General features: G+C 59.4%; 29 protein-coding genes and 1 pseudogene. 12 read left to right on the forward strand and 18 right to left on the reverse strand.

Annotated elements, in window-relative coordinates; all coding sequences use genetic code 11:
- Window positions 1-48: 48 nt before the first annotated feature.
- Window positions 49-807 carry an SDR family NAD(P)-dependent oxidoreductase gene (locus tag AB4P90_RS22310; protein WP_014719630.1) on the forward strand — a complete coding sequence of 253 codons (759 nt, stop codon included), beginning with the start codon at window positions 49-51 and terminating at the stop codon, window positions 805-807.
- An 11-nt stretch (window positions 808-818) separates the two neighbouring features.
- On the opposite strand, the gene AB4P90_RS22315 is transcribed toward AB4P90_RS22310, so the two are convergent.
- Window positions 819-1,256 (reverse strand): multidrug/biocide efflux PACE transporter, encoded by a 438-nt coding sequence (locus AB4P90_RS22315; protein ID WP_014719631.1) that lies wholly within the window; start codon window positions 1,254-1,256, stop codon window positions 819-821.
- An 88-nt stretch (window positions 1,257-1,344) separates the two neighbouring features.
- On the opposite strand from AB4P90_RS22315, the gene AB4P90_RS22320 reads away from it, so the two are divergent.
- Window positions 1,345-2,199: a LysR family transcriptional regulator gene (locus tag AB4P90_RS22320; protein WP_019819309.1), complete on the forward strand. Its 855-nt coding sequence runs from the start codon at window positions 1,345-1,347 to the stop codon at window positions 2,197-2,199.
- Between the two features lie 109 nt (window positions 2,200-2,308).
- Here the strand turns inward: AB4P90_RS22320 and AB4P90_RS22325 are convergent, their stop codons facing one another.
- Genes AB4P90_RS22325 through AB4P90_RS22340 form a run of 4 tightly spaced genes read right to left on the reverse strand, consistent with a single transcriptional unit; the run spans window position 2,309 to window position 4,834 of the window.
- Window positions 2,309-3,520, reverse strand: a complete 1,212-nt coding sequence (locus tag AB4P90_RS22325) for an RNA polymerase sigma factor (protein WP_014719633.1) — start codon at window positions 3,518-3,520, stop codon at window positions 2,309-2,311.
- Window positions 3,517-3,993: an SRPBCC family protein gene (locus tag AB4P90_RS22330; RefSeq protein ID WP_019819312.1), complete on the reverse strand. Its 477-nt coding sequence runs from the start codon at window positions 3,991-3,993 to the stop codon at window positions 3,517-3,519. The genes AB4P90_RS22325 and AB4P90_RS22330 overlap by 4 nt, the downstream gene beginning before the upstream one ends.
- A gap of 25 nt (window positions 3,994-4,018) precedes the next feature.
- Window positions 4,019-4,372, reverse strand: a complete 354-nt coding sequence (locus AB4P90_RS22335) for a YciI family protein (RefSeq protein ID WP_014719635.1) — start codon at window positions 4,370-4,372, stop codon at window positions 4,019-4,021.
- 42 nt (window positions 4,373-4,414) lie between these two features.
- The gene (locus AB4P90_RS22340) at window positions 4,415-4,834 is read right to left on the reverse strand and encodes a YybH family protein (protein ID WP_395605381.1); all 420 of its coding nucleotides are present in this window, start codon (window positions 4,832-4,834) and stop codon (window positions 4,415-4,417) included.
- Window positions 4,835-4,979: 145 nt separating this feature from the next.
- Between AB4P90_RS22340 and AB4P90_RS22345 the strand changes: the two genes are divergently transcribed.
- Window positions 4,980-5,471, forward strand: coding sequence for an N-acetyltransferase (locus AB4P90_RS22345; protein ID WP_014719637.1), 492 nt, complete (start codon window positions 4,980-4,982; stop codon window positions 5,469-5,471).
- Between the two features lie 66 nt (window positions 5,472-5,537).
- On the opposite strand, the gene AB4P90_RS22350 is transcribed toward AB4P90_RS22345, so the two are convergent.
- A complete protein-coding gene (locus AB4P90_RS22350) occupies window positions 5,538-6,020 on the reverse strand; it encodes a GyrI-like domain-containing protein (protein WP_122300716.1) in 483 nt (160 codons plus the stop codon).
- A gap of 195 nt (window positions 6,021-6,215) precedes the next feature.
- Here AB4P90_RS22350 and alaC point away from each other — a divergent pair, with 195 nt between their 5' ends.
- Window positions 6,216-7,427: an alanine transaminase gene (gene alaC, locus AB4P90_RS22355; RefSeq protein ID WP_032895593.1), complete on the forward strand. Its 1,212-nt coding sequence runs from the start codon at window positions 6,216-6,218 to the stop codon at window positions 7,425-7,427.
- A gap of 153 nt (window positions 7,428-7,580) precedes the next feature.
- On the opposite strand, the gene AB4P90_RS22360 is transcribed toward alaC, so the two are convergent.
- A complete protein-coding gene (locus tag AB4P90_RS22360; RefSeq protein WP_014719640.1) occupies window positions 7,581-8,933 on the reverse strand; it encodes a GntP family permease in 1,353 nt (450 codons plus the stop codon).
- 84 nt (window positions 8,934-9,017) lie between these two features.
- Window positions 9,018-9,551, reverse strand: a complete 534-nt coding sequence (locus tag AB4P90_RS22365; RefSeq protein ID WP_014719641.1) for a gluconokinase — start codon at window positions 9,549-9,551, stop codon at window positions 9,018-9,020.
- A gap of 225 nt (window positions 9,552-9,776) precedes the next feature.
- Between AB4P90_RS22365 and AB4P90_RS22370 the strand changes: the two genes are divergently transcribed.
- The 6 genes from AB4P90_RS22370 (at window position 9,777) to AB4P90_RS22395 (ending at window position 15,016) form a co-directional block, all read left to right on the forward strand.
- On the forward strand, window positions 9,777-10,808 hold the full coding sequence (locus tag AB4P90_RS22370; RefSeq protein WP_161793224.1) for a LacI family DNA-binding transcriptional regulator: 1,032 nt from the start codon (window positions 9,777-9,779) through the stop codon (window positions 10,806-10,808).
- A 391-nt stretch (window positions 10,809-11,199) separates the two neighbouring features.
- Window positions 11,200-11,439: a DUF6124 family protein gene (locus AB4P90_RS22375; RefSeq protein ID WP_014719643.1), complete on the forward strand. Its 240-nt coding sequence runs from the start codon at window positions 11,200-11,202 to the stop codon at window positions 11,437-11,439.
- 190 nt (window positions 11,440-11,629) lie between these two features.
- Window positions 11,630-12,262 carry a glutathione S-transferase gene (locus AB4P90_RS22380; RefSeq protein WP_191948889.1) on the forward strand — a complete coding sequence of 211 codons (633 nt, stop codon included), beginning with the start codon at window positions 11,630-11,632 and terminating at the stop codon, window positions 12,260-12,262.
- Between the two features lie 155 nt (window positions 12,263-12,417).
- Window positions 12,418-12,837, forward strand: a complete 420-nt coding sequence (locus tag AB4P90_RS22385) for a hypothetical protein (protein WP_102666861.1) — start codon at window positions 12,418-12,420, stop codon at window positions 12,835-12,837.
- A 198-nt stretch (window positions 12,838-13,035) separates the two neighbouring features.
- Complete coding sequence (locus AB4P90_RS22390; RefSeq protein WP_032902779.1) at window positions 13,036-14,451, forward strand: MFS transporter; 1,416 nt, start codon at window positions 13,036-13,038, stop codon at window positions 14,449-14,451.
- A gap of 142 nt (window positions 14,452-14,593) precedes the next feature.
- Entirely contained in the window at window positions 14,594-15,016 is a 423-nt protein-coding gene (locus AB4P90_RS22395) for a hypothetical protein (protein ID WP_019819324.1), read from the forward strand.
- Between the two features lie 277 nt (window positions 15,017-15,293).
- Here AB4P90_RS22395 and AB4P90_RS22400 read toward each other — a convergent pair whose 3' ends face one another.
- The 6 genes and pseudogenes from AB4P90_RS22400 to AB4P90_RS22425 all read right to left on the reverse strand — a co-directional run bounded on the left by AB4P90_RS22400 (window position 15,294) and on the right by AB4P90_RS22425 (window position 20,223).
- A complete protein-coding gene (locus tag AB4P90_RS22400) occupies window positions 15,294-15,866 on the reverse strand; it encodes a methyl-accepting chemotaxis protein (protein WP_370694805.1) in 573 nt (190 codons plus the stop codon).
- 18 nt (window positions 15,867-15,884) lie between these two features.
- A pseudogene (locus tag AB4P90_RS22405) lies at window positions 15,885-16,658 on the reverse strand (PAS domain-containing protein); the annotation flags it as partial.
- A 143-nt stretch (window positions 16,659-16,801) separates the two neighbouring features.
- A complete protein-coding gene (locus AB4P90_RS22410; RefSeq protein ID WP_019819326.1) occupies window positions 16,802-17,752 on the reverse strand; it encodes an aliphatic sulfonate ABC transporter substrate-binding protein in 951 nt (316 codons plus the stop codon).
- Between the two features lie 110 nt (window positions 17,753-17,862).
- Entirely contained in the window at window positions 17,863-18,384 is a 522-nt protein-coding gene (locus AB4P90_RS22415) for a sigma-70 family RNA polymerase sigma factor (RefSeq protein WP_395605382.1), read from the reverse strand.
- A 108-nt stretch (window positions 18,385-18,492) separates the two neighbouring features.
- A complete protein-coding gene (locus AB4P90_RS22420) occupies window positions 18,493-19,284 on the reverse strand; it encodes a phosphate/phosphite/phosphonate ABC transporter substrate-binding protein (protein ID WP_014719651.1) in 792 nt (263 codons plus the stop codon).
- A 9-nt stretch (window positions 19,285-19,293) separates the two neighbouring features.
- Window positions 19,294-20,223, reverse strand: a complete 930-nt coding sequence (locus AB4P90_RS22425) for a fatty acid desaturase (RefSeq protein ID WP_014719652.1) — start codon at window positions 20,221-20,223, stop codon at window positions 19,294-19,296.
- 302 nt (window positions 20,224-20,525) lie between these two features.
- Here AB4P90_RS22425 and AB4P90_RS22430 point away from each other — a divergent pair, with 302 nt between their 5' ends.
- Window positions 20,526-20,954, forward strand: coding sequence for a GNAT family N-acetyltransferase (locus tag AB4P90_RS22430; RefSeq protein WP_019819336.1), 429 nt, complete (start codon window positions 20,526-20,528; stop codon window positions 20,952-20,954).
- Window positions 20,955-20,974: 20 nt separating this feature from the next.
- Here the strand turns inward: AB4P90_RS22430 and def are convergent, their stop codons facing one another.
- The 3 genes from def to AB4P90_RS22445 form a co-directional block, all read right to left on the reverse strand.
- Complete coding sequence (gene def / locus AB4P90_RS22435; RefSeq protein WP_395605383.1) at window positions 20,975-21,514, reverse strand: peptide deformylase; 540 nt, start codon at window positions 21,512-21,514, stop codon at window positions 20,975-20,977.
- The gene (locus AB4P90_RS22440) at window positions 21,511-22,461 is read right to left on the reverse strand and encodes a YihY/virulence factor BrkB family protein (RefSeq protein ID WP_014719655.1); all 951 of its coding nucleotides are present in this window, start codon (window positions 22,459-22,461) and stop codon (window positions 21,511-21,513) included. The genes def and AB4P90_RS22440 overlap by 4 nt, the downstream gene beginning before the upstream one ends.
- 180 nt (window positions 22,462-22,641) lie before the next feature.
- Entirely contained in the window at window positions 22,642-22,827 is a 186-nt protein-coding gene (locus AB4P90_RS22445; RefSeq protein ID WP_003193737.1) for a CsbD family protein, read from the reverse strand.
- A gap of 201 nt (window positions 22,828-23,028) precedes the next feature.
- On the opposite strand from AB4P90_RS22445, the gene AB4P90_RS22450 reads away from it, so the two are divergent.
- Window positions 23,029-23,406, forward strand: coding sequence for a hypothetical protein (locus tag AB4P90_RS22450; RefSeq protein ID WP_003193739.1), 378 nt, complete (start codon window positions 23,029-23,031; stop codon window positions 23,404-23,406).
- A 163-nt stretch (window positions 23,407-23,569) separates the two neighbouring features.
- Here the strand turns inward: AB4P90_RS22450 and fadD1 are convergent, their stop codons facing one another.
- Window positions 23,570-25,261, reverse strand: a complete 1,692-nt coding sequence (gene fadD1 / locus AB4P90_RS22455; protein ID WP_014719656.1) for a long-chain-fatty-acid--CoA ligase FadD1 — start codon at window positions 25,259-25,261, stop codon at window positions 23,570-23,572.
- Window positions 25,262-25,339: the final 78 nt, after the last annotated feature.

Raw genomic sequence — 25,339 nt, forward strand, 5'->3', positions numbered from 1 at the left:
GCCGGACAAATACACTCAGTCCCACTCACCCCATTCGAGGACTGCACCATGACCCGTAAAATCGCACTCATCACTGGCGCTAGCCGTGGCCTGGGCAAAAGCGCCGCCCTGCACCTGGCTGCGCAAGGCATCGACATCATCGGCACTTACCACAGCGCAGCGGCCGAAGCCCAAGCCGTGGTTGCCCAGGTAGAGGCCTTGGGCGGTCGCGCCGCCATGCTGCAACTGGACGTCAGCCAGAGCGCAACCTTCGATGCATTCGTTGGCCAGATCGGCACACTGCTCAAGGATGTGTTCGCCCAGGAGCATTTCAACTTCCTGATCAACAACGCCGGGGTTGGCACCTACGCAAGCTTTGCCGAAACCACCGAAGCCCAGTTCGACCAGTTGGTGGCGATCCATGTGAAGGCACCGTTTTTCCTCACGCAGAAACTGCTGCCGCTGATCAGCGATGGCGGGCGCATCATCAATATCTCCAGCGGCCTGGCGCGCTTCAGCCTGCCGGGGTATGCCGCCTACGCATCTATGAAAGGCGCGGTGGAAGTCTTGTCGCGCTACCAGGCTAAAGAACTGGGCCCACGGGGTATTACCGTGAACACCCTGGCACCGGGCGCGATTGCCACCGACTTCGGCGGCGGCGCGGTGCGCGATAACACCGATGTGAATGCGATGGTTGCCAATAACACCGCCCTGGGCCGCGTAGGCTTGCCGGACGACATTGGCGGGGCGATTTCGACCTTGCTGGCCGATGGCAGTCATTGGATCACCGGCCAGCGGATCGAGGCGTCGGGCGGGATGTTCCTATAAGCGACGCACGCCTACGGGGTAACTGGGGTTTTACCGGCGAATTTCTCGCGCAGCACGTCATAACCCCAGTGGTACACGTAGGTGTACGGCAGGAAGAACAACAACACGCCAATGTCGAGGATGAAGGCTTCCAACAGGCTGATCTTCATCAAGGCGGCAATCAACGGCACTGCCAAGAGGATCAGGCCGCCTTCAAACAGCAGCGCATGCAGCACACGGGTCCAACCACCGTTGGCCAGTTGCAGGCGATTTTTAAGGCGGTCGAACAGGCTGTTGAACACCACGTTCCAGCTCAGTGCCAACAGGCTGATGCCCAGGGTCACTGCGCCCATCTCCAGCGCTGGCCGGCCGGTGATCCACACCAACAGCGGCGTGCAAATCAATAAGGCCAACCCCTCGAAACCAAGGGCTTGAAAAACGCGTTCAGTAAGGGATTTGGTAGGGGTCATGGCCCGGCTCCGTGAGTGACGATGGTTGCCATGATCAGGCTTTGTCTCGATACTTCATAACCAATAACCATCGATCAAGGCGATAGTCATGGCCTCCCATGAAGTGCTTCAGGCGTTTGTCCAGGCTGCCACCCAAGGCTCGTTTTCCGCGGCGGCGCGCAAGCTGGGCAAAAGCCAGTCCACCGTGAGCGCGGCAGTGGCCAGCCTTGAGATTGACCTGAACGTGGTGCTGTTTGACCGCAGCAGCCGCAAGCCGACCCTCACACCGGCGGGGCAAGTGTTGCTGCAACGGGCTGAGCAAGTGCTGGAAGCCAGTAGCCGCCTGGAGCTGGCAGCCAGTCAGTTATCGCAAGGCCTGGAGCCGAAGTTGAGTCTCGCCATGTCCGATACTTATCAGTCTGATCGATTCGAGGTCGCTCTCAGCGCCTTCGAACAACGCTACCCAGACCTTGAGCTGGAATGCCTGATCGCGGAATGCGAAGACTTGATCGCACTGGTGCAAAGTGGCCGGGCGCAGATCGCGTTTATCGAGAAACAAGAAGCCTACCCGCCGGACCTGACGTTCTCCCCCGTGGAAGAGCGCACGGAGATCGCGCTGTTCGTCTCGCCCAGACACCCATTGGCAACCCTGGACAAGGTTCACTCGCACACCTTGCAACAACACCGGGAGTTGCGCTTGGCGAGCATCATCAGCCCCAATGAAAACCGCGGCACGCAACGTGTGTGGTCGGCGCCGAGTTACCTGATGCTGATGGAAATGGCACAGCTGGGTTTTGGTTGGGCACCGATACCGCGCTGGCTGGTGGAGCGTTTTGGCGGCAACCAGTTGGTTGAACTCAAGGTGCGCAGTTGGCCGCGTTCGGTGGCGGTGGATGCGCTGTGGTCCCGGCACCAGCCGCCGGGGCCTGCGGGGAGCTGGTTGCTGGGCAAGATGCTGGAGTGAACGCAGTGCAATGTAGAGGGGGCCGTTAGAGAGACGTTGGCTGTCAGGCCGTCATCGCAGGCAAGCCAGCGCCCACATTGGATCGCGGGGCGTCATAACATCGTGTTGGCTATTTGAGTTCGGCGAGGCGTCGCGTGATGAAGCGTTTTTCTGGCGCCTGTTGCGTCAGCGACAGCGCTTTTTCGTACGCGCTGCGAGCTTCGTCAAACCGCCCCAACTGCCGGCAAAATTCCCCACGCGCCGAATGCGCCAAGTGATAGTCCTGCAACTCACCGCGCTGCAAAAGGTTGTCTACCAGCGCCAGCCCCGCCAAAGGCCCCTGCTCCATCGCCACCGCTACCGCACGGTTCAACTCGATCACCGGCGACGGCACAGACCTGAGCAATACATCATAGAGCCCGACAATCTGCCGCCAATCGGTTTCCCCTGCGCTGGGCGCCTCGGCGTGCACGGCGGCAATCGCAGCCTGCAAGCAATACGGCCCGAAGCGTGGCGTCATCAGCGCCTGCTCCACCAATGCGCAGCCTTCAGCGATCAAGGCCCTGTCCCAAAGCGTACGATCCTGAGCGTCCAACAGCACCAGTTCGCCGCTGGCAGAAGTGCGGGCAGGCCGACGCGACTCGTGCAGCAACATTAACGCCAGCAAGCCCATGACTTCCGGCTCGGGCAGCAACTCCAGCAGCAAACGCCCCAGGCGAATGGCCTCCAAGGTCAGGTCCTCGCGGGTGAGGTCGGCACCCGCTGAGGCCGAATAGCCCTCGTTGAACACCAGGTAAATCACCCGCAGCACACTGTCCAATCGTTCGGGCAATTCGGCGCGGGACGGCACTTGATAGGGAATTCTCGCCTCACGGATCTTGCCCTTGGCGCGCACGATGCGTTGGGCAATGGTGGTGGGCGTGGCTAGAAAAGCGTGAGCGATGGCCTCGGTGCTCAGGTCGCAGATCTCGCGCAAGGTCAGCGCAACCTGGGCATCGGCTGCCAACGCTGGGTGGCAGCAAGTGAACATCAGGCGCAGGCGGTCGTCTTCCACGTCTTCATCACTCCAAGGCGCGGCCTCCAACGCCTCGGCCTGCTCTTCCAATAACGGGGTAAAACGCGACTGCCGACGCAGGCGGTCGATGGCTTTGAAGCGACCGGTGGACACCAGCCACGCCCGTGGATTATCCGGCACGCCATCCTCGGGCCAGCGCTGCAGGGCGACGAAAAATGCTTCGTGCAGCGCCTCCTCGGCCAAGTCGAAATCCCCCAGCACACGAATCAACGTCGCGAGCACGCGGCGTGATTCGCGGCGGTAAATAGCGTCGATCTGCTGGGTCAATCGACCATGTCCTCGGTCACCAACTTCACCAGGCGGTCCAGGCTCTGGCCCCAGCCGTCATGAAAGCCCATGGCTTCGTGGGCCTGCTTGTCCTCGGCACTCCAGTGCATGGCGCGGGCGGTATAGAGGGTCTTTTCGCCGACCTCCTCAAAGGTGACTTCGGCGCTCATGAACGGCTTGCCCGAAGGCACCCAACCCGGCATGAACGCGTCGGTAAACACCAGGCGGTTGGGCGCGTCGATCTCCAGGAACACGCCTTGGGTCGGGTACTCGCTGCCATCCGGGGCGCGCATCAAGGTGCGGAACAAGCCGCCGACCCACAGGTTCATCTCGCATTCAGGGGTGGTCATGCCGTGGGGGCCCCACCATTGTTGCAGCAGGGTTGGCTCGGTCCAGGCGCGAAACACCCGGCGGCGCGGCGCATCGATCAAGCGGCTGATGGACAGTTCAAATTCGGCGGGTTGAATGTTCACGGGGCAACCTCCTCAAGTCTTTTGATTATTGTGTTGAGAGATTCAGTTGGCGCACGGGGCGCACTTCCACACTGCCGACCCGGGCTGCCGGAATGCCGCCAGCCACCTGGAGCGCTTCATTGAGGTCCTTGGCGTCGATCAGGTAGAACCCGGCGAGCTGCTCCTTGGTTTCGGCAAACGGCCCGTCGGTGATCGACAGCTTGCCGTTGCGCATGCGCACGGTGGTGGCGGTGGTCACTGACTCCAGCGGCTCGGCGGCCAGCATGCGCCCGCTGGCCTGGATGGACTCGGCGTAGGCCAGACATTCCGAGTCGTGGGGGCTGTCGGGCGAGGTGTGCAACGCCTGTTCGTCGCTGTAGATCAAGCACAGGTATTTCATGGCGTTCTCCGTTTTCGGACTACTGACTATAGTTCGCAGTGCTCAAGGTTTCAGGTCGAACAACGCCGTGCCGCTTTGCATATCAAACGGTGCCGACCAGTGCTCGTGCACCACCTTCCATTGGCCATCGATACGCTGGTAGCCGGCAGTCACGCGCATCCAGCAGGCCTTTACCTCGCCGTCCGGCCCGGCGCCGCCGCAGTGGGCCAGCCAGTGGGCAAACGCACTGTCTGGCGCATCGACGACATGCAATTCATGAAACTCGAAGATGCCGGGGCCGGGGCAGTGCTCCATGCACGCCTCCCAATGCGCGCGGTAGGCCGCCTTGCCCTTGATTTGCAGAGCGGTTACGGCGTCGAACGAGACGATATCGTCGGCGTAAAAGCTGACAATTTTGTCGATATCGCGACTGACGACGGCGTCTTTCCATTGCTCGATCAGGCGCTTGATTGCAGTGCTCATGGCGATGACTCCTTGGGGTGGAAAATCACGGAAGACACCCTTAGTCGAATGGCCCGAAGGGAAATCGACATCCCCCTGAAAAATAATTTCCCGTAGCCCAAACCCGATAAACTGCCACTTCTCTTGCAGCCGTTCGGACAGCCCCATGCCAACCCGCCTCGTTGCCTACGAGGCGCTGAATGCTGTGCAACAACAGCAAGTCGGCGCCATCGAAGTTCACCCTGAACAACTGCCGTTTTGCGGTGATATGTATTGCGCCCTCAATACCCTGCTCGCCAACCCGAGCCCTGGGGTCAAGGGCTTTGCGCTGTTGGTCGACGACCTTCCTGTGGCGTTCTTGCTGCTCAAGCGACCACCGTGCCTGCCTCATTGGGCCGATGAACACAGCGCCACACTCCACGCGCTACAGGTAGACCGGCATCAACAGGGGCGTGGATACGGCAAGATGTGTTTGCAGGCGTTGCCCGCCGTGGCGCGCGAGGCCTGGCCGCAGATCAAGGGGTTGGAGTTGTCGGTGGATGCCCACAACCTGGCGGCAATGGGGTTGTATCTGGGGGCAGGATGGGTGGATCGCGGTGAGGCGTACAAGGGTCGCGTAGGGTATGAGCGCCGGTTGAGCTTCAGGTTTAATCCATAGCGGCAATGTCACGTAAACATGACTTCTAAGCGTGCATGTCGTGTTTACGTGACATCGGGTGCAGTGTCAGCCCCGCTCCCCGATCGGCAGCCAGATTTCCACCGTCCCCGTGCCCTTCCTGGCATCGAAGTCCGCGCTATAGCGCTCGAAATCCGCGCCCATGACTTTGTAGCCCGAGTGCGGCAGCCATTCGAACATGATGCGCTCGTAGGTTTGCTCAAGCGCCTGCACCGGCCCGTAGTGGGGGAACACGGCATAGTTGAGTGGCGGAATTTCGATCACCTCGAAATTGCTTGGCACGTCTTTCTTGGCCGGGACTTCAACACCTGCCAGGTAATCGAATTCGCCGTGATGCGGGTTATGGCACACCCCGTAGGTCACACCGCCGACGCGCTTCTTGATGTCCTTGATGCAGGTATCGAACAACTCCCACAGCCGTGGGATATCGCCCACGGTGGCCTTCGAATATCGCCCTTGTACCCCGGCGATCACCAGGGCCTTACCGGCTTCCAGGCGTGACTCCAACGGTTGTTTTGTCTGCTGATCCATACGAACAGTCTCCTTCTTATGAGGGAACAAACCCGCATCGAGTATAGGGGCATATCCGCGTTGTACTCCATGTAGAAAAATTTCCTACGCATCTGGACAACTGGCCATCATCGCCCTTATTGTCTGCCCCGCAGGCCACCGCAGTGGCCGACGTCGCTCGGACGGTTCCGGGCGCTTACGTACCTCGAGGCAACAATGGCAGACCAAGGTTCGCCGCGCCGCTTTGCGCGCATAGATCGACTCCCCCCTTACGTTTTCAATATCACTGCCGAGCTGAAGATGGCTGCGCGTCGGCGCGGCGAAGACATCATCGACTTGAGCATGGGTAACCCTGACGGCGCCACGCCTCCTCATATCGTGGAGAAAATGGTCACCGTCGCCCAGCGTGAAGACACCCACGGCTACTCCACCTCCAAAGGCATTCCGCGCCTGCGCCGGGCGATTTCGCGCTGGTACAAGGACCGTTACGCGGTGGATATCGACCCTGAGTCCGAAGCCATCGTGACCATCGGTTCCAAGGAAGGCCTGGCGCACTTGATGCTGGCCACCCTGGACCAGGGCGATACCGTGCTGGTGCCCAACCCCAGCTACCCGATTCATATCTACGGCGCAGTGATTGCAGGTGCCCAGGTACGTTCGGTGCCGCTGATACCGGGCGTGGATTTCTTCGCTGAGCTGGAGCGCGCGATTCGCGGCTCGATCCCCAAGCCGAAGATGATGATCCTCGGCTTCCCGTCCAACCCGACCGCGCAGTGTGTGGAACTGGACTTCTTCGAACGGGTGATCGCCCTGGCCAAGCAGTACGACGTGCTGGTGGTGCACGACCTGGCCTACGCCGACATCGTCTACGACGGCTGGAAAGCCCCCTCGATCATGCAAGTGCCCGGCGCCAAGGACATTGCGGTGGAGTTTTTCACCCTGTCCAAGAGCTACAACATGGCCGGCTGGCGCATCGGCTTCATGGTAGGCAACCCGGAACTGGTCAACGCCCTGGCACGCATCAAGAGCTACCACGACTACGGCACCTTCACCCCGCTGCAAGTGGCGGCGATTGCAGCGCTGGAAGGCGACCAACAGTGCGTGAAGGACATCGCTGAACAGTACCGCCAGCGTCGCAATGTGCTGGTCAAAGGCCTGCATGAGCTGGGCTGGATGGTGGAGAACCCGAAGGCGTCGATGTACGTCTGGGCCAAGATTCCCGAGCAGTATGCCGCCATGGGCTCGCTGGAGTTTGCCAAGAAACTGTTATTGGAAGCGAAGGTGTGTGTGTCGCCGGGGATCGGTTTTGGTGAGTATGGCGATGATCATGTGCGCTTTGCGCTGATCGAAAACCAGGACCGGATTCGCCAGGCGGTGCGAGGCATTCGGGGGATGTTCAGGGCGGATGGGTTGGTCAGCAAAGCCTGACCTGATTTACCTGAAGAAACCCAATTAATGTGGGAGCTGGCTTGCCTGCGATGCAGACACCTCGGTGTTTCAGATGTACCGAGGTGATGCTATCGCAGGCAAGCCAGCTCCCACATTTTGATCGAGTTGCCGCCACTGCTTTTGTGGTGTGGCTTACACCACCAACGACAGCAACATGATGAAGATCAGCGCCACGATCGACAGAATGGTCTCCATCGCCGTCCAGGTCTTGAACGTCTCGGCCACGGTCATGTTGAAGTACTGCTTGACCAGCCAGAACCCCGCATCGTTGACGTGAGACAGGATCAACGAACCCGCGCCCGTCGCCAGTACCAGCAACTCGCGGTTAACCCCTGGGATCATGCCCACCACCGGCACCACAATGCCCGCGCCGGTAATGGTCGCAACCGTCGCCGAACCGGTGGCAATCCGAATCACCGCCGCCACCAGCCACGCCAGCAGGATCGGGTTGATCTGCGCGTTCACCGCCATATGGCCGATCACGTCGCCCACGCCGCTGGTCACCAGCATCTGCTTGAAGCCACCACCGGCACCGATGATCAGGATGATCGCGGCGGTCGGCGCAAGGCTGGCGTCGAGCAGCTTGAGGATCTGCTTGGAGTGGATGCCCTGACGATGGCCAAAGGTGTACAGCGACAACAGCAACGCCAGCAACAGTGCGGTGATCGGGTGGCCGATCATGTCCATCCAGTTACGCACCACGTTGCCTTCAGCGAACGCGATGTCGGCAAAGGTTTTGAGTAGCATCAGGAACACCGGCAGCAGCACGGTGACCAGGGTGATGCTGAAGCTGGGCAGCGACTTGTTATCGGTCTCGCGGGCCAGTTGGTCCACCAGTTCCTGGGACGGGTTGCCCGGGATGTACTTGGCGATGAACGTACCGAAAATCGGGCCGGCGATGATGGCGGTCGGCAGCGCAACGATCAGACCGTACAGGATGGTCTTGCCGATATCGGCACCGAACACGCCGATGGCCAGCAGCGGGCCCGGGTGCGGTGGCACCAGGCCGTGCACCGCCGACAAACCGGCCAGCAGCGGGATACCGATCTTGATCAGCGACACGCCGGTACGCCGGGCGACAATAAACACCAGCGGGATCAGCAATACAAAGCCGATCTCGAAGAACAGCGGGATGCCCACCAGGAACGCGGCGAACATCATGGCCCACTGGACCTTCTCTTTGCCGAAGGCGCGGATCAAGGTCTGGGCGATCTGATCGGCACCGCCGGACTCGGCCATCATCTTGCCGAGCATCGTGCCCAGCGCGAGGATGATGCCGACAAAGCCGAGCACCCCGCCGAAGCCGTCCTGGAACGCCTTGATGATCTTGTCCACGGGCATACCCGAGGTCAGGCCGAGGAAACCGGCCGCGATGATCAGTGCGATGAACGGGTGCACCTTGAACTTGGTGATCAGTACGATCAACCCGATGATAGTGACTACTGCATCTAGCAGCAGGTAAGACTCGTGGGACATGCCAAACATGGGGGGTCTCTCCTGTTTGTTGTTGTTATTAAAGCGGGTGTTGAACTTCCTGCCGGGGATAGCGCTATCTTTTCCGGCAAAAAATTAATGAGTAGGTTCAAAGCCGTGCTTGCGCCACCAGGTATTGGTCTGCTCGGCCAGCTCCTCGACGCTGTCTTCACTGGCGTTCAAGGCCAGGGTCAGCGGCTCGCCCTTGGGCGATTCAAGGGTGGCGAACTGGCTGTCGATCAGGCTTGCCGGCATGAAATGGCCGGGGCGGTGAGACACGCGGTCGGCGGCGACTTCGCGGGTCAGTTCCAGGAAGACAAAACCCAGGCCCGGCGCGGCTTCGCGCAAGTGGTCACGGTATTTTTTCTTCAGGGCCGAACAGGTCAGTACAGGATGCTCGCCCGCTTTCAACGCGCGGCGCAGTTCATCGCACAGGATGTCGAGCCAGCCGGCGCGGTCGTCGTCGTTGAGGGGGTGGCCGGCGCTCATCTTTTCGATGTTCGCGGCGGGGTGAAAGCTGTCGCCTTCAATGGCAGTGGCGCCGTTAAGGGCGCACAGGGCTTGGCTGACGCTGGACTTGCCACAGCCGGAAACACCCATGATGACCAGGGCGGTAACAGGTTGACTCATGAAACACCTCAGGACGCAGATAGCGCTACCTTTGCATAGCGTAAGGCTAGTGCAAAAACAGGCTTTTCCCGCGCCGACTTGTCATTTTTATGGAGTGACGCGTGCATCCGTTCCAACAGATTGACTTCAAGAGCTGGACAGGATCAGGCAACCCTTTATCCAAGAATTTGCAGCCCTTTGGAGACAGCGCTACCTTAGTGCCTCGATTTTTGTTTGGCAAGCTGCCTGATGACCTCTAAGAACGATAAAAATACCCGCACGACGGGTCGCCCCACCTTGAACGAAGTCGCCCGCCTGGCTGGCGTCAGTCCGATTACCGCCTCCCGTGCTTTGCGCGGTATCAGCACGGTCGCCACGGAGCTGGTAGAAAAGGTGCAACAGGCCGCCGCCGAACTGAGCTACGTGGTCAACCCCGCCGCCCGCGCTCTGGCCTCGGCGCAGAGCCATTCGGTGGTGGTGCTGGTGCCGTCACTGTCCAACCTGCTGTTTATCGAAACCCTGGAAGCTATTCATCAGGTACTGCGGCCCAAGGGCTTTGAAGTACTGATCGGCAACTCCCATTATTCGCGCGATGAAGAAGAAGACCTGCTGCGCAACTACATGGCCTATCAGCCGCGGGGATTGCTGCTGACCGGGTTTGACCGCACCGAAAGCGCGCGACGAATGGTCGAGGCCAGCAATGTGCCCTGTGTGTACATGATGGATCTGGACCCTAATGCCGGGGTGAACTGCGTGGGCTTCTCGCAACTGGCCGCTGGCGAGACCGCGGCGGCGCACTTGCTGTCCCGGGGGCGCAAGCGCCTGGCCTATATCGGCGCGCAGTTGGATCAGCGCACGTTGTTGCGCGGCGAAGGTTTCCGCCGCGCCTTGCAGCAGGCGGGCATGTACGACCCGGCGCTGGAGCTTTTGACACCACGTCCCTCCTCCGTGGGCCTGGGCGGCGAACTGTTCCTGCAATTGCTGGCAGCGCATCCGGATGTGGATGCGATCTTCTTCGGCAACGACGACCTGGCCCAGGGCGCCCTGCTCGAAGCCCTGCGCCATGGCATCAAGGTGCCTGAACGTGTGGCGGTGCTGGGCTTCAACGACCTACCCGCTTCCTCATTCATGGTGCCGCGCCTGAGTAGCATCAGCACGCCACGGGAAGCCATCGGGCGTCGGGCGGCGGAGCATTTGCTGACGATCATGGCGGGCAACAAGGTGGCCAAGCCAGTGGTGGATATGGGGTTTGAGTTGCAGGTGCGCGAGAGCACCTGAACGTCGAGCTGAACGCACACAATGTGGGAGCAGGCAAGCCAGCTCCCACCTTTTTCTACCGTGCCCACTTGATAGGTAGGACAGCCGTAGGAAGCGGCTTACATTGCAGTAAGCGCCTTGCTCCGCTGCCTACGCTTACGTCAGAATCCGCCGGCTTGTGCGCCTCGGTGACGGTCTCTAAGGTTTGCCGGTCGCTGAATTTCTCGGTGATCGGGTTTAGTAGCCCGAGTTTGGTCACTCTAAGTGCATAAGCCTGCCCGCGTTAATGGCGGCTGTGCGTAGGGCACTTTCGGGTGCGCCGGCTTTGAGTGTCCACCGGTCTACTAACCTGCGTACAGCTGCCACCCTCGTTTAGTAGCGATACGGCGGCAGCCCATTCCAGGATGCTCTGATGATCAAAAAAATCGATCCGCCGCTAACCACCCTCTTCACGCTCATCCCAGATGTTTCCACTGAAACCCTGCTGGCCAACAGCTACGAAACCGTCTGCTCCGTCAGCACCTTACTGCTCGACCTGTCCGATGACCTCACCGGCAAACACCGTGATGTGGCCCTGGCCATTCATCAATTGAGCGAGCTGAGCGTATTGCTGGTGGGCAAGGCCATGGACCAGCACACACCACGCTGCTGAGGCAATCCACGATCCCTGTGGGAGCTGGCTTGCCTGCGATAGCGGCGTATCAGGCAGTACCTTCATTGACTGACACAGCGCTATCGCAGGCAAGCCAGCTCCCACATTTTCGACCGTGCCCGCTTCACACCCTCGCCGCTGTGCCCGGCGCCTGCTAGATTGGTCATTCTCCAAATGCCAGGGAAGCACCATGGGCCATTCACTGAAAATTTTGGGTCGCACCTCCTCCATCAACGTGCGCAAAGTACTCTGGACCTGCCAGGAACTGGGCATTGACTACGTGCGTGAGGACTGGGGCATCGGCTTCAAGCCCACCCAGTCCCCCGAGTTCCTCGCTTTGAACCCCAACGCGCAGGTGCCGGTGCTGATCGACGACCATGGCGTGCTGTGGGAGTCCAATACCATCTGTCGCTACCTTGTCGGCCTTTATCAGCGCCATGACTTGCTACCCGTTGAGCCTGCCTTGCGTGCACGGGTTGAACAGTGGATGGACTGGCAGGCCACCGAACTCAATCCTTCATGGGGCTATGCGTTCCACGCACTGGTGCGTAAGAACCCGGACTATCAGGACCCGCAACGCATCCAGGCGGGCGTGCAGGCCTGGAATGACAAGATGGCCTTGCTGGAACAACAGTTGACCAAGACCGGCGCCTACGTCGCGGGCGAAGAGTTCACCCTCGCTGACATCTTGATAGGCCTTTCGGTGCATCGGTGGCAGATGACACCCATTGAGCGGCCACCCTACCCCGCCATCGCGGCGTATTACCAACGCCTCAGCCAGCATGCCGGCTTCAAGACCTTCGCCCTCGACGGCCATGACTAAGCGAGCTATTAGGCCTCAGGCCGATGGTCATCACCATTGGTCTGAAAACCACTACCACCTGTCATATTTGACAGTAGACCTGTTTTTCATCTTCACCTATTCATAAGCCAGAGCAAGGCAACGCCTCGCTCATTCCTGGATATGGAGAAGCGGCCATGAGCAAGAAGATCGGTGAGAACGACAAAATTTTCGGCGTAATCGATGGGTGGAACTTCCCATTTGAAACGTCTTACGTCGCCCATTTGAACGGAGAGTCAAATTTCAATTCGACCGTTGGAATCATGTCCGAATCTGGCTTGATAAAAATAAGCATCGACCAAAATATCAAGGCAGGTGAGACCTACGACATCGATGCAACGGGGAGTGATAAAAAAGTAAGGCTTGAGTTTGACGACACGCGACAAGGCGAGTCCGGCAACTATATGGCAACCAGTGGCAAATTCACCGTATTGAAACTGCAAGGCAATATGCTGTCAGCGTCCCTCCACTTTGAGGCGCAAACCGCGCAAGCCCCTCAAAAGAAGATGAGCTTCACCCAAGGCGCTTATAAGGTTGAGGACTTCAAGCACGTCTAGAACATCCACGCACCAGAAGCTGCCTGCCGATAGCAACCTTCGGCAGGACAGCCTTCGCGCCCTCGCGCGATAAACCTCTGAAACAGAGGCGCCGCGCGCAATTAATCGGCGAATGTACGGGCTACCGTCCGCAACTTAACAAACACCGCTTTCCGTTAGCCAGTTAAGATTCCAGGTGACCGACTATGGAATTTATTCATGTCCACACTCCCCGTCTCAGCTACGGACACCCTCGCCCCCCACCGAGCCGCCCACATCAGCGCCCGCATCGACCGCCTGCCCGCCGTCGCCACTATTTGGCGCCTGGTGGCGTTGCTCTCCATCGGCGGCTTTTTCGAGCTGTATGACTTGTTCCAAACCGCCTATATCAGCCCTGGCCTGATCAGCGACGGGATTTTTCATACCGGCAGCGAAGGTGTTTTCGGCTTCTCGGACCAGGCCGCTTTCGCCTCGGCCACATTCCTGGGCCTGTTCCTCGGCGCCAGCCTGCTCAGCCCCATCGCCGACCGCTTCGGGCGACGCGCGATCTTCACCTTTGCGCTGGTCTGGTACACGGTGGCAACGGTGCTGATGGGCATTCAGACCTCGGCCGTGGGCATTATCTGCATGCGCTTTCTGGTGGGCATTGGCCTTGGCATCGAACTGGTGACCATCGATGCCTATCTCTCGGAACTGGTACCTAAGCGCATGCGCAGTTCGGCGTTTGCCTTTGCATTTTTTATCCAGTTTCTGTCGGTACCGGCTGTGGCCTTGATGTCGTGGTGGCTGGTGCCACAGGCGCCGTTCGGTATCGCGGGCTGGCGCTGGGTGGTGCTCTCAAGTGCAGTGTTTGCGCTGTTTATCTGGCAACTGCGCAAGCGCCTGCCGGAGTCACCGCGCTGGCTTGCACAAAAGGGACGCTTCGAAGAGGCCGACACGATCCTGAACAACCTGGAGGCACGCTGCCAAAAGGATCATGGCAAGCCGCTGGACGAACCGGACCCCGAAGCCATCAGCGTGCAGGGCAATGGCCGTTTCGCCGATATCTGGCAGCCGCCCTACCGGCGACGCGCCTTGATGCTGATCGTGTTCCATGTATTCCAAGCCATCGGCTTCTTCGGCTTTGGCAACTGGCTGCCGGCCTTGCTCTCGGGCCAGGGTGTCAGCGTGACCCACAGCCTGCTCTACGCCTTTATCATCACCCTCGCCTACCCGCTCGGCCCGCTGCTGTTCGTCAAGGTGGCCAACCGCTTTGAGAACAAATGGCAAATTGTCGGCTCGGCCATGGGTGCAGTGATCTTCGGCAGCCTGTTTGCCCTGCAAACCACAGCGTTAGGGCTGATTTTCTGCGGGGTGATGATCACCTTCTGCAATGCCTGGCTGAGCTTCAGTTATCACTCCTATCAGAGCGAATTGTTCCCCACCAATATCCGTGCGCGAGCGGTCGGGTTCTGTTATTCGTTCAGCCGTTTGTCCACGGTGTTCAGTAGCCTGTTGATCGGCTTTATCCTAGAGCACCTTGGCACGCCGGGGGTGTTGGCGTTTATCGCCAGCAGCATGTTGATCGTGATGATTACCATCAGTTGGTTCGGGCCGCGTACGCGTAATCTGGCATTGGAAAATATCGCCCATTGACCACCGTCGGCGCTCGATACCGTCCGTCAGCGGAGTGACTCTACTGTCAACTTTGACAGTAGATCGCAACGCCTCAGGCGGTTCTACTGATAATCAGGCGTTCCCGTGGTGGGCCGCCATTGGAAGGTAACTCGGATTGAACATGGAACAGAGCGAACACGCCTCGGCAGGATGGCTTAAATCCACAGGCTTCGAAGGTGAAATAGATACCAGCAACGTCGTATATCGCGAATCCAGTCCCGGACGCTGGATCACTCTGGATGGACGCCAGCCCAGCCAGGGTGGCGACTTTATCGGCATTCAAATCGACTTTCCCAAGGATCAGCCCCCAGGTCCGATCACCGTGCCTCAACCTTGGCCAAAAGACGTTAACGTCAGCTATTTCCGACAAACAGTCTTCGGCCATCGCACCTCCTACCGTGCAAAAAGCGGCACGCTTGACTTGCGCACCTATGACGGGAATACAGGCTCTGCAGCCGGCACTTTCGAAATCACTGCTGAGGTCGAAGGCACGGACCGTTCGTTCAAAGGCTCGTTTGATATTCGCACCGTAAAAAACAGCTAGCCAGCGGCAACGATTGGTCTCTATACGGTCATCGCTTGCCGCCTGAAGCGCCCGCCTACCCGCCGCTACATTGACGAGGCCTTTGCCAAGGAAGTATCCGAGCGCCTCCAGCAGCAGCAACAGCAGCAGGTAGCGGCGAAGACGGCTGACCCACAGGCGCAGGCCGTGAAAGAAACCCTGGCTGCGATCTAGTCGCGCAGGGAATCCAAATGTGGGAGGGGGCAAGCCCCCTCCCACATTTGAATATTCTTTCGCAGGGTATCAGCGCAGGTTTCAATTACTGCAGTTGCAGCGTGGAATTGAACTGACTGATCGCATCCACCACATGCCGCGAGCCTTCCTGGATCTCCAGGATCACCTGCCCCGCTTCATTCGCCAGTTCCACCCCGAGCCCCGTACGGCTCAGGCTCGACTGCATGCTCGACACCGCGCACAGCGACAGGTCGTGATTCTTGCGCACCACATCCACGATCTCCACCGTGGCCTGGCTGGTGCGTGCCGCGAGACTGCGCACTTCATCGGCCACCACCGCGAACCCACGTCCATGCTCACCGGCCCGCGCCGCCTCAATCGCCGCATTGAGTGCCAGCATATTGGTTTGCTCGGCGATGCTGCGGATGGTCTGCACAATGGCGCCGATGATGTCCGATTGCTTGTTCACCGCATCGATACTCTCGGCAGCCTGGTTGAGGTCACTGGAGATCGCCTCGATGATCTCTACCGTTTGCTGCACCACCTGCGAGCCCTTGCGTGCGCAGGCGTCATTTTGCACCGAGGTGGCGTGGGCCGAATCGGCGGCAGTACGCAGGGTAGTGACCTGGCTGGTAATGTCGCTGGCGAACTTCACCACTTTGTACAGGCGCCTATTCGTGTCGAAGATCGGGTTGTAGGACGCCTCCAGAAACAAGGTCTTACCGTATTTGTTTTTACGCTCGAAGCGATGGGAGTGATATTCGCCGCGATTGAGTGAGGCCCAGAATGCCTTGTAGGCCGGCGACTCCACTTCACTGCGATGACAGAACATGCTGTGGTGCTGGCCGATGATTTCCTCCCGCGTGTACTGCACGGTGCGCAGGAAATTGTCGTTGGCATTCAGGATTTGGCCCTGGGGCGTGAACTCGATTACCGCCATGGAACGGCCAATGGCGTCGATGAGGCTCTGGTTTTCGTGTTCATGGTGCACCCGTGCAGAAATATCCGACGCTACTTTGATCACACTGCGTACCTGGTTGTCGCTGTCCAGCACCGGCATGTAACTGGCTTCGAGCCACACCTCCTCGCCATGCTTGTTCAAGCGCATAAAGGTGCCACTGAGCGCCTCGCCTCGCGCCAGATCGCGCCACAACTGGTGGTAGGCATCGGTGTGGGTATACGCCTCCTCGCAAAACAGGCGGTGATGTTTGCCACGGATCTGCTCGATGCTGTAGCCCATGGTTTGGCAAAAACGCTCGTTGGCATTCAGGATCACTCCCGTGCGGTCGAACTCGATCATCGCCATGGAGCGGCTGATGGCGGCAAGCTTGGCGTTGGCTTCGGTAAGGGCACAGGAAAAACGCTGGATCTCTTGCAGGTCGGATTTGTGCTGGCGGTTGAACATGGTCAGATCACCCTGGATTCCCGGCGCCTGGAGGGCGCATTCCATTCATACGTTGGATATTTCTGGTACACCTGCATGGGGAAATAACCATTGGAAACGCTTTATCGGCCAAGCGTCGTTAACGGTTCTGGGTGAGCATAGACAGGCCTTGGCACTCTGCAAGGCCACTAATCCGCCAGCATCACTACTCAGGGATGATCAAGGGGCTTGAAGACAGCCTGCTGCACGTCGACTTTTTTCGGGATCAGGCCGTTGGCAAAAAACAGGTCGGCGGTGCGTTGCTGGTTGGCAATGTCGATGGCCGCCAAGGGGCGGATCGGCTCAGGCGAGCGATGTTCGAAGTAGCTTTTGACCACCGCCGGTTGCAGGCCCAGGGTACCGGCCATCAGCGTGATGCTCGCGGCAGGCTCATCAAGCGACAGGCGCTGCGCCTTGCCAAGCGTCTGGATAATCGTGGCGATGGCCTCTGGGTGCTGCTTGGCAAACGGGTGGTTGACCACGAAGAAACTGCCCGCAGGGTTCAACCCTTGCCCGTCCCGCAGCACACGTGCCGAGCCGTCGATCACGGCGGCCGAGTAGTACGGGTCCCACACCACCCATGCGTCCACCTTGCCTTGTTCGAACGCGGCGCGGCCGTCGGAAGGCGACAGGTACACCACATTCACATCCTTCCACTGCAACCCGGCGTGCAGCAGGCTTTTGAGGAACAGGTTGTGTGCACTGGAGCCCTTGAGCAATGCCACGCGCTTGCCCTTGAGTTCGGCCACGTTCTGCACGGTGCTGGCCTTGGGCACCAGCACTGCTTCGGCCTTGCCCTCGTTGGGCTCGACGGCAAAATACTGCAAGTCGATCCCGGCCGCCTGGGCAAAGATCGGCGGGATATCACCAATATTGCCGATGTCCAGGCTGCCTGCGTTGAGCGCTTCGATCAGCGGCGGGCCACCGAGGAATTCGGTCCACTGCACCTGTGTACCGGGCAGTGCGGCTTCGAAGAGCTTGTGCTCACGGGCGAGCACCATGCTGACCGAGCTTTTCTGGTAGCCGATGCGCAGCGTGGAAGGTTCGGCCGCCGAGGTGGGTTGCGCCAGTACCGCCAATGCCAGCAGCGAACTGCCCAGCAGGTGTTTGATTGCTTTCATAAGTTGCCTCTTGGTGGTTCGATCAGATTCAAAGTGAGCACAGGAAGTGTGGGAGCTGGCTTGCCTGCGATGGCGGCCTGTCATGGCCAGAGGTGTTGGCTGGCTCACCGCTATCGCAGGCAAGCCAGCTCCCACATTTGATCGGGGCGGGATTCAAGTCCGGTAACAGCGCGGGCCATGTAGTCACTGACCGAGCGCTGGGAAATCCCCAATTCGGCGGCGATCTGGGGGTACGTCAGGCCGTTGACGCGGGACAGCAGGAACGTCGCCTTGACCTTGGCCGGCAAGCGGTCGAGCGTCTGCTCGACGGCCTGCAGCGCTTCGAGCACTCGGGCCCTGCCCTCCGCGCAGGCCGCATCGTTATCCAGCGCAGCGAGGTAGGCACGCTCCAGGTCACGTCGACGCCACACCTGGTACACCAGGCGCTGGGCAATGGTGGTAAGCAATGCGCGGGGCTGTCGTATCGGCGCTACCTGAGGTGCACTCAAGAGCTGGACAAACGCGTCGACGGCGATGTCTTCGGCGTGGGCACGGGAGTTGAGGTAGCGGTGCAAACGGCTGCACAGCCAAGGGTAATGAATGCGAAACAGGGAGCCCACATAGTCGCTGTGAGCACGATCGGCGCCGGACATAGGGGCTCCTTCTGAGTAGGTTGCGCGGTATGTCCGGTGTTCCGGTGAAGCAATCCTAGCAAGGCTCCTTATGCTTTAATAATACTTAAAACGCATTCTTATATAACCTTATTGAAGTACCGAATAGCCGATGCTGGCGGCTTTGCGCTGGTAATCCAACACCACCTGATAGTCATCTTCGCTGGCAGGAAGCACAGCTCGCACACCGAGGGTTTGCGCCACCTGCGGCAGGTCCTGCAACGCCAGGTTCATCGCCTCACGAATCTGCGCCACCTGCCCATCGCTCAAGCCCAGCGCGCCTATGTAAGGCAAAGTCGGGCTCGGCGCGCTGCGGGTGATAACGCGCAGGCCCGCGACCTCTTCGGGGGCGAATCGGGCGAGGTAGTCGTAGGTGACGCTATCGATGGCGGCGAGGTCGGCGCGGCCTTCACGCAGCCAGCGCAAGCTCTCGCGGTGGGCGCCGCTGATGCCGACGCTGGCGAAGAACCGCCCGTCGCGCTGCAACGGCGCCAGACAGTGACGCAGCAGGTTCATGCCGCTGTTGGAGTCGTGGCCGTTGATCACGCCGCGGCTCTGGTAGAACTGCGTCAGGCGGGTACGCGGGTTGTCCGCGCGGGTCAACAGCAGGCTGCAATGTTCGCCGTGGCTGCTGTGGGCCAACTCGTAACGGGGGCGCCCAATGATGCGCACCTGGCCGCGCAGTTGGGTCATCAGCGGGTAGCCGCAGGTTTGGCTGACGAGCAATTGTGGCGCCAGCCACAGGCCGCGCAAGTCGAGGTGGTCGGCGTTAAGACGATGCAGCTTCAAGCGCTCAAGGATGCGCGCCAGCCAGTGTTGATTGGCCTGCTGGATGGGTTCGGGCGCAACGTACATGCGCAGGTCGGCGTAGTACTCACTCATGGTCGCCTCTCAGGCAAACGGGTGCCGGGGACTGTCGATGGCCTTGAGGCCGTGACGGCTGATCAACTGGCCGTAGCCTTGCACCAGGAAGCCACCGCTGCGCACCAGCCACTGCTCGCGCCGGGCACGGTACACCCTGGGCAGCAGGTACCACGGCAACTTTGGCAGATCGTGGTGCACCAGGTGCAGATTGTTGTTGAGAAACAGCCAGGCCCAGGGCCAGGACGCTTCGTTGAGCACTGTGCGGTGTTCCGGCCGGAGATGGGGGCGGTGCTCATAGTAGGAACGGATCGAAGCCAGGGACAACGCTGGCACGCTGACCAGCAGCAGGTAATGCCACACCGCAAGCGCGCTGTAGGAGGCAATGAAACTCAGCATCAGCACAGTAACGGCGCCGTGAGCCAGCCACATCGGCCATACCTGGGGCAGGCGTTGAAACTCGTGACGGGCCAACCGGCCAATGGCCAACGGCGCAGCCAGCAGGAAGCGGCCAAGCACGGTCTTGGTCAGCCAATGCACGCCACGTTCGAACAGCGAGCTGTCGTCCCATTGCTGCTGATTGAGGTAGCGGCTTTCCGGGTCGATGCCCGGTAGGGTCAGGTTGTCGTCGTTGTGGTGCAACAGGTGGCTGTCGCGGTACAGCGTATAGGGATACCACACCGCGAAAGGCGCATAGCCGAGGAGTTTATTGAGCAACAACGAACGGGTCGGGTGGCCGTGGAGCAATTCGTGCTGCACCGATAGCCACAGGGTCACCAGCGGAATCAGCAGCAACATGCTCAGCCACAGGCCCAGCCACCGGCTGCCAAGGATCACCGCGAACCAGCCGGCATATACGCCGATCAACAGTAGCCAGGTCGGCCATTCGGTTCTTGCCACGAAGGTTGTCGCCAGGGCTTCGATTTCCCGGCGTTGGGTCGGATCAAGGTAATTGGCCATCGGCAGCTCAGAGCAGGTGTTTCCTGCTCTGTGCAATGAGGCGGGAAAATCTTGCAGATCGTTTGGTTCTAAGCGTGTAACTCAGTGACCGAACAGGCCTGCTTCGGATTTTTTGGTCTTCTTGTCCGCGCGTTTTTCATCGGCGGTCTTTGCCGGTTTTTTCTTGGCGGCTTTCTTTGAATCCATACCTTTGGCCATGATGCATGCTCCACTAACAGGGGATGTAGCACTGGGTATACCACCTATTGCCCGGCAGAAGGCGCTTATAATCCCCGGCCCTGGATAATGCTTGTCTGAACCCCATGCCCCCATTGCACATCGAACCGCTGGCAGAGCCTCTGTGGCCACTGCTGAACAAGTTTTATCGCAACCACAATTCGTCGATGAAGGCACTCAAGGGCGGCCGCTTGTGGGTGGCGCGCGATAGCGACATCGTGGCGGGCTTGTGCTTGAGCCCGGTGGTGGGTGGGCAGTGGCTGACGGGGGTGTTTGTGGCGCCGACTTATCGTGGCCAGGGGCTCGCGGCGCGACTGGTTGAAGAGGCCGTGGCGGGTTGTGAGGGGACGGTCTGGTTGCTGTGCCATCCGGACCTGGAAGGGTTGTATCGGGGCATGGGGTTCAGCCAGGACACGGTTTTGCCGCAATCGCTGAGTGAACGGCTGGTGCGTTACAAGCGCAATAAGCCGATGATTGCGATGGGGCTCAATGCCCCAGTCCTGAATAAACACTGATCCCACAGTTGAACTGTGGGCTATTCGTCAGCCGTTGGGTCCAGCTCCGGGAACATCACTTCAATAAACCCGAATTTGCTGAAATCGGTAATCCGCGATGGGTACAACCGGCCGATCAAATGGTCGCACTCATGCTGCACCACCCGCGCATGGAAGCCGTCGGCAAAACGCACAATCGGCTCCCCCTTGGGGTCGAAACCTTCGTAGCGGATCTGCTGGTAACGGTTCACGCCGCCGCGCAGGCCGGGTACTGACAGGCAACCTTCAAAGCCCTCTTCCAGTACCGGGCTAAGCGGTGTGATCAGCGGGTTGATCAGAATGGTCTGGGGTACCGGCGGCGCCTCCGGGTAGCGTTCGCTGGCCTCGAAACCAAAGATCACCAGTTGCAGGTCGACACCAATCTGCGGTGCAGCCAAGCCAACACCGCCTACGTGTTCCATGGTCTGGAACATATCGTCGATCAGTTGCCACAACTCGGGGCTGTCGAACATCTCCGGCGGTACCGGCGGGGCGATACGCAGCAGGCGCTCGTCGCCCATTTTCAGGATTTCACGGATCATTGTTCAGGCTCGGTAATGGGCTTGGAGTGGTCCCGGCCTAAGCCAGAGACGTGCTGTTTTTCAGTCGGGGCCGGTTCGCCGATTTCCTTCTGCCCGGGGTCCTTGCCTTCGGCAGACATGTGTTCGATCACGGCATTCATCTCCGCGCCGAGCAACAGCACGGCAGCGGAGATATAGAAATACAGGAGCAGGACAATAATCGCACCGATACTGCCATACATGGCGTTGTAGTCGGCGAAGGTTTTGACGTAGTAGCCAAAGCCGAGGGAGGCGACGATCCACACCACCACCGCCAATACCGAACCTGGGGTGATAAAGCGAAACTCCTGCTCGACATCCGGCATCACGTAATACATGAGTGCCACGGCGAACATCAGCAGGATCACGATCAATGGCCAGCGCAGGATAGTCCACAGGGTGACGACGAATTCCTGCATGCCGATCTGCCCGGCCAGCCACTCCATGACCTGCGGGCCGAGCACCATCAGCGCGGCAGCAGCCAGCAGCATGCCGGCGATGCCGACGGTGTAGAAAATCGACAGTGGAAAACGCTTCCAGATCGGCCGGCCCTCAACCACGTCGTAGGCGGCGTTCATGGCGCTCATCATAAGGCGCACGCCCGCGGAGGCCGTCCACAAGGCAATCACGATACCGACCGAGAGCAGCCCCCCCTTGGACTGCTGCAGTTGGTCGATCACCGGGTTGACTTGCTCTAGCGCCTGGGGCGGCAACACCAGTTCCGACTGCAGGCGCAGCCAGGTGAAGAAGTCAGGCAGGTGCAGGAAACCGATCAGGGCGATCAGGAAGAGCAGAAAGGGGAACAACGAGAACAGCATCTGGTAGGCCAGTGCCGAGGCGTAAGTCGGCATCTCGTCATCGAGAAATTCAGTGACGGTGCGCATCAGCACCTTGTGCAGCTTGAGACCATCGAGTACCGGAAAAATCATAGCGTCTCCTTTCGCCGCAAAGAGATTGAGTTCATGGGCGACTCAGGGGCCGTTTTCTACATCAAAGTAGCCCATTTGGCGACTTTGAAACAATTTCGAAAGTTTAGTTGCAACACCGGATACAAAAACGGCCATCCGTGGATGGCCGTCGGGCTGCTGGGGGCTGCCCGCCAGGACGTGTTACTCAGTGGCTTTTTTCACTGCGTCCTTGGTCTTGCCCACTGCTTGCTGAGCTTCGCCTTTTTTCTCTTGGATCACGCCTTCAGCACGCAGTTTGTCATTGTCTGTGACTTTACCGACGCCTTGCTTGATGTTACCGACAGCTTCGTTCGCCAAGCCCTTTACCTTATCGGAAGTGCTGCTCATGGTATTACTCCTGATAACAATCAAATGGTTTTTGGTCACTACGTAGCGGTTGACCTGAAGCGCAACGGCAGAGTTTCAATTATTTTTGTACGAGCATTTCATCGAAAGCGGCAGGTTTGGCTTTATGTTTTATGTCCAACCCACGAGAATGCCCGGCACATTCAGGCTGCAACGCTGAATAACAGATCCCGTAGGAAGGTTATGAAACTCAATAAAGCACAGGCCATTGCCCGCAGAAACCAGGAACTGGGCGGTGCCGTACTCGGCGTCAACAACTGCCACTTCACCGACCTGGACCGCAAACGCAACATCTGGTGGTTCGACCTGCCGGTGGGGCGTATTGCCGTGGGCCAGTACGAGTGGATCCATCTGTTGATGCACAACGCCGACACCGACCAGTTGCTGCACCTTAAGGTGCCGACCGTGTTCCTGCGTGAAAAACTCGAGGGGCTGGTGGTGCGCAATGCGGGCAAGCGCAAGCCGGAGATTACCCTGGAGCTAAGCGCGGATAAGGACTCGTTCTTGAAGGACGTACGCCCCGCCGGTGCGGGTGTGAGCTTCGCGCAGTTCGCGCTGTAAGCCCGGTAACCCTGTGGGAGCGGGCTTGCCCGCGATGGCAGTGAGTCAGGCGATACAGCAGTGGCTGGTGTAGCGCTGTCGCAGGCAAGCCCGCTCCCACAGGAGGTAAGTGTTTGGCCAGCGCCCTCATAAAAAACCCCGCATCAGCGGGGTTTTTTATGGGTTACTTTTTAAGACCGAGTTTCTTCAGTTCTTCATCACGCAATTCACGCCGCAGGATCTTGCCCACGTTGGTGGTCGGCAACGCATCACGGAACTCCACGGCCTTGGGCACCTTGTAGCCGGTGACGTTGGCGCGCATGTGTTCCATCACCTGGTCCTTGGTCAGGGTGGCCCCTGGCTTGACCACGATGAACAACTTGATGTGCTCGCCGGATTTTTCATCCGGTACGCCGATGGCCGCACACTGCAGCACGCCCGGCAGGCCCGCCAGCACGTCTTCGAGCTCGTTGGGGTAGACGTTGAAGCCGGAGACCAGAATCATGTCCTTCTTGCGGTCGACGATACGCATGTAGCCGTCTGGCTGGATGATCGCGATGTCGCCGGTCTTCAGCCAGCCCTCGCTGTCGAGCATCTCGTCGGTGGCATCCTGGCGCTGCCAGTAGCCCTTCATCACTTGCGGACCTTTTACACACAGCTCGCCGGTTTCGCCCAGCGCCAGCTCGGTACCGTCGTCGGCGATGACTTTACACGCGGTGGAAGGCACCGGAATGCCAATGGTGCCGATCTGGATGTTCTGGATCGGGTTGACCGTGGCCACCGGGCTGGTTTCAGTCATGCCGTAGCCTTCGCAGATCGCGCAGCCGGTCACGGCCTTCCAACGCTCCGCCGCAGCCAGTTGCAACGCCATGCCGCCCGATAGGGTGACCTTCAGCGCAGAGAAGTCCAGCTTGCGGAAACCTTCGTTGTTGCACAGTGCCACGAACAGGGTGTTGAGGCCGACGAAGCCGCTGAACTTCCACTTCGACAGTTCCTTGACCATCGCCGGCAGGTCGCGCGGGTTGCTGATCAGGATGTTGTGGTTGCCGATCAGCATCATCGCCATGCAATGAAAGGTGAAGGCATAGATGTGGTAGAGCGGCAGCGGTGTGATCAGGATCTCGCAGCCTTCATTGAGGTTGGAGCCCATCAGCGCCTTGCATTGCAACATGTTGGCGACGAGGTTGCGGTGGGTCAGCATCGCGCCCTTGGCCACGCCGGTGGTACCGCCGGTGTATTGCAACACGGCCACATCGCCGCTGGCCGGGCTGGCATCGTTGACCGGCTGGCCATGGCCCTTGGCGAGTACGTCGTTGAACTTGATGGCCTGGGGCAGATGATAGGCCGGGACCATTTTCTTCACGTACTTGATCACGCTGTTGATCAGCACGCGCTTGAACGGCGAGAGCAGGTCGGCAACTTCGGTGACGATCACGTGCTTGACGGCGGTCTTGGGCACGACTTTTTCAGCCAGGTGCGCCATGTTGGCCAGGCAAACCAGGGCCTTGGCCCCCGAATCATTGAATTGGTGTTCCATCTCCCGCGCGGTGTACAGCGGGTTGGTGTTGACCACGATCAGGCCGGCGCGGATGGCACCGAATACAGCGACGGGGTATTGCAGAACGTTGGGCAGTTGCACAGCGATTCGATCGCCAGGCTTCAAGTCGGTATGCTGTTGCAGATACGCGGCGAATGCGCCGGACAATTCGTACAGTTCACCGTAGGTGATTGTCTTGCCCAGGTTGCTGAAAGCCGGTTTGTTGGCGAAGCGCTGGCAGGACTGCTTCAGTACCGCCTGAATATTCGGATACTCGTCTGGATTGATCTGTGCAGCAATCCCGGCGGGGTACTTATCCTTCCAAAAGTCTTCATTCATGGAAGCCCACTCCTCAGCGACGCGAATTCATCATCGCATTTGATGCGATTATTATTGGTGTATGTTTTTAGGTGAGTC

This window comes from Pseudomonas sp. B16120 (genome assembly GCF_044218845.1).
Lineage (GTDB): Bacteria > Pseudomonadota > Gammaproteobacteria > Pseudomonadales > Pseudomonadaceae > Aquipseudomonas > Aquipseudomonas paracarnis.

Coding starts and splice junctions, on each gene's coding strand:
- AB4P90_RS22395 (WP_019819324.1), top strand. CDS start 14,594: ATGGAACAGAGCGAACACGCCTCGGCAGGATGGCTTAAATCCACAGGC.
- AB4P90_RS22445 (WP_003193737.1), bottom strand. CDS start 22,827: ATGAGCAGCACTTCCGATAAGGTAAAGGGCTTGGCGAACGAAGCTGTC.
- AB4P90_RS22340 (WP_395605381.1), bottom strand. CDS start 4,834: ATGAGCACTGCAATCAAGCGCCTGATCGAGCAATGGAAAGACGCCGTC.
- AB4P90_RS22320 (WP_019819309.1), top strand. CDS start 1,345: ATGGCCTCCCATGAAGTGCTTCAGGCGTTTGTCCAGGCTGCCACCCAA.
- AB4P90_RS22425 (WP_014719652.1), bottom strand. CDS start 20,223: ATGGCCAATTACCTTGATCCGACCCAACGCCGGGAAATCGAAGCCCTG.
- AB4P90_RS22360 (WP_014719640.1), bottom strand. CDS start 8,933: ATGTTTGGCATGTCCCACGAGTCTTACCTGCTGCTAGATGCAGTAGTC.
- AB4P90_RS22345 (WP_014719637.1), top strand. CDS start 4,980: ATGCCAACCCGCCTCGTTGCCTACGAGGCGCTGAATGCTGTGCAACAA.
- alaC (WP_032895593.1), top strand. CDS start 6,216: ATGGCAGACCAAGGTTCGCCGCGCCGCTTTGCGCGCATAGATCGACTC.
- AB4P90_RS22430 (WP_019819336.1), top strand. CDS start 20,526: ATGCCCCCATTGCACATCGAACCGCTGGCAGAGCCTCTGTGGCCACTG.
- AB4P90_RS22440 (WP_014719655.1), bottom strand. CDS start 22,461: ATGATTTTTCCGGTACTCGATGGTCTCAAGCTGCACAAGGTGCTGATG.
- def (WP_395605383.1), bottom strand. CDS start 21,514: ATGATCCGTGAAATCCTGAAAATGGGCGACGAGCGCCTGCTGCGTATC.
- AB4P90_RS22365 (WP_014719641.1), bottom strand. CDS start 9,551: ATGAGTCAACCTGTTACCGCCCTGGTCATCATGGGTGTTTCCGGCTGT.
- AB4P90_RS22415 (WP_395605382.1), bottom strand. CDS start 18,384: ATGTCCGGCGCCGATCGTGCTCACAGCGACTATGTGGGCTCCCTGTTT.
- fadD1 (WP_014719656.1), bottom strand. CDS start 25,261: ATGAATGAAGACTTTTGGAAGGATAAGTACCCCGCCGGGATTGCTGCA.
- AB4P90_RS22315 (WP_014719631.1), bottom strand. CDS start 1,256: ATGACCCCTACCAAATCCCTTACTGAACGCGTTTTTCAAGCCCTTGGT.
- AB4P90_RS22420 (WP_014719651.1), bottom strand. CDS start 19,284: ATGAGTGAGTACTACGCCGACCTGCGCATGTACGTTGCGCCCGAACCC.
- AB4P90_RS22375 (WP_014719643.1), top strand. CDS start 11,200: ATGATCAAAAAAATCGATCCGCCGCTAACCACCCTCTTCACGCTCATC.
- AB4P90_RS22335 (WP_014719635.1), bottom strand. CDS start 4,372: ATGAAATACCTGTGCTTGATCTACAGCGACGAACAGGCGTTGCACACC.
- AB4P90_RS22450 (WP_003193739.1), top strand. CDS start 23,029: ATGAAACTCAATAAAGCACAGGCCATTGCCCGCAGAAACCAGGAACTG.
- AB4P90_RS22380 (WP_191948889.1), top strand. CDS start 11,630: ATGGGCCATTCACTGAAAATTTTGGGTCGCACCTCCTCCATCAACGTG.
- AB4P90_RS22385 (WP_102666861.1), top strand. CDS start 12,418: ATGAGCAAGAAGATCGGTGAGAACGACAAAATTTTCGGCGTAATCGAT.
- AB4P90_RS22390 (WP_032902779.1), top strand. CDS start 13,036: ATGTCCACACTCCCCGTCTCAGCTACGGACACCCTCGCCCCCCACCGA.
- AB4P90_RS22350 (WP_122300716.1), bottom strand. CDS start 6,020: ATGGATCAGCAGACAAAACAACCGTTGGAGTCACGCCTGGAAGCCGGT.
- AB4P90_RS22310 (WP_014719630.1), top strand. CDS start 49: ATGACCCGTAAAATCGCACTCATCACTGGCGCTAGCCGTGGCCTGGGC.
- AB4P90_RS22410 (WP_019819326.1), bottom strand. CDS start 17,752: ATGAAAGCAATCAAACACCTGCTGGGCAGTTCGCTGCTGGCATTGGCG.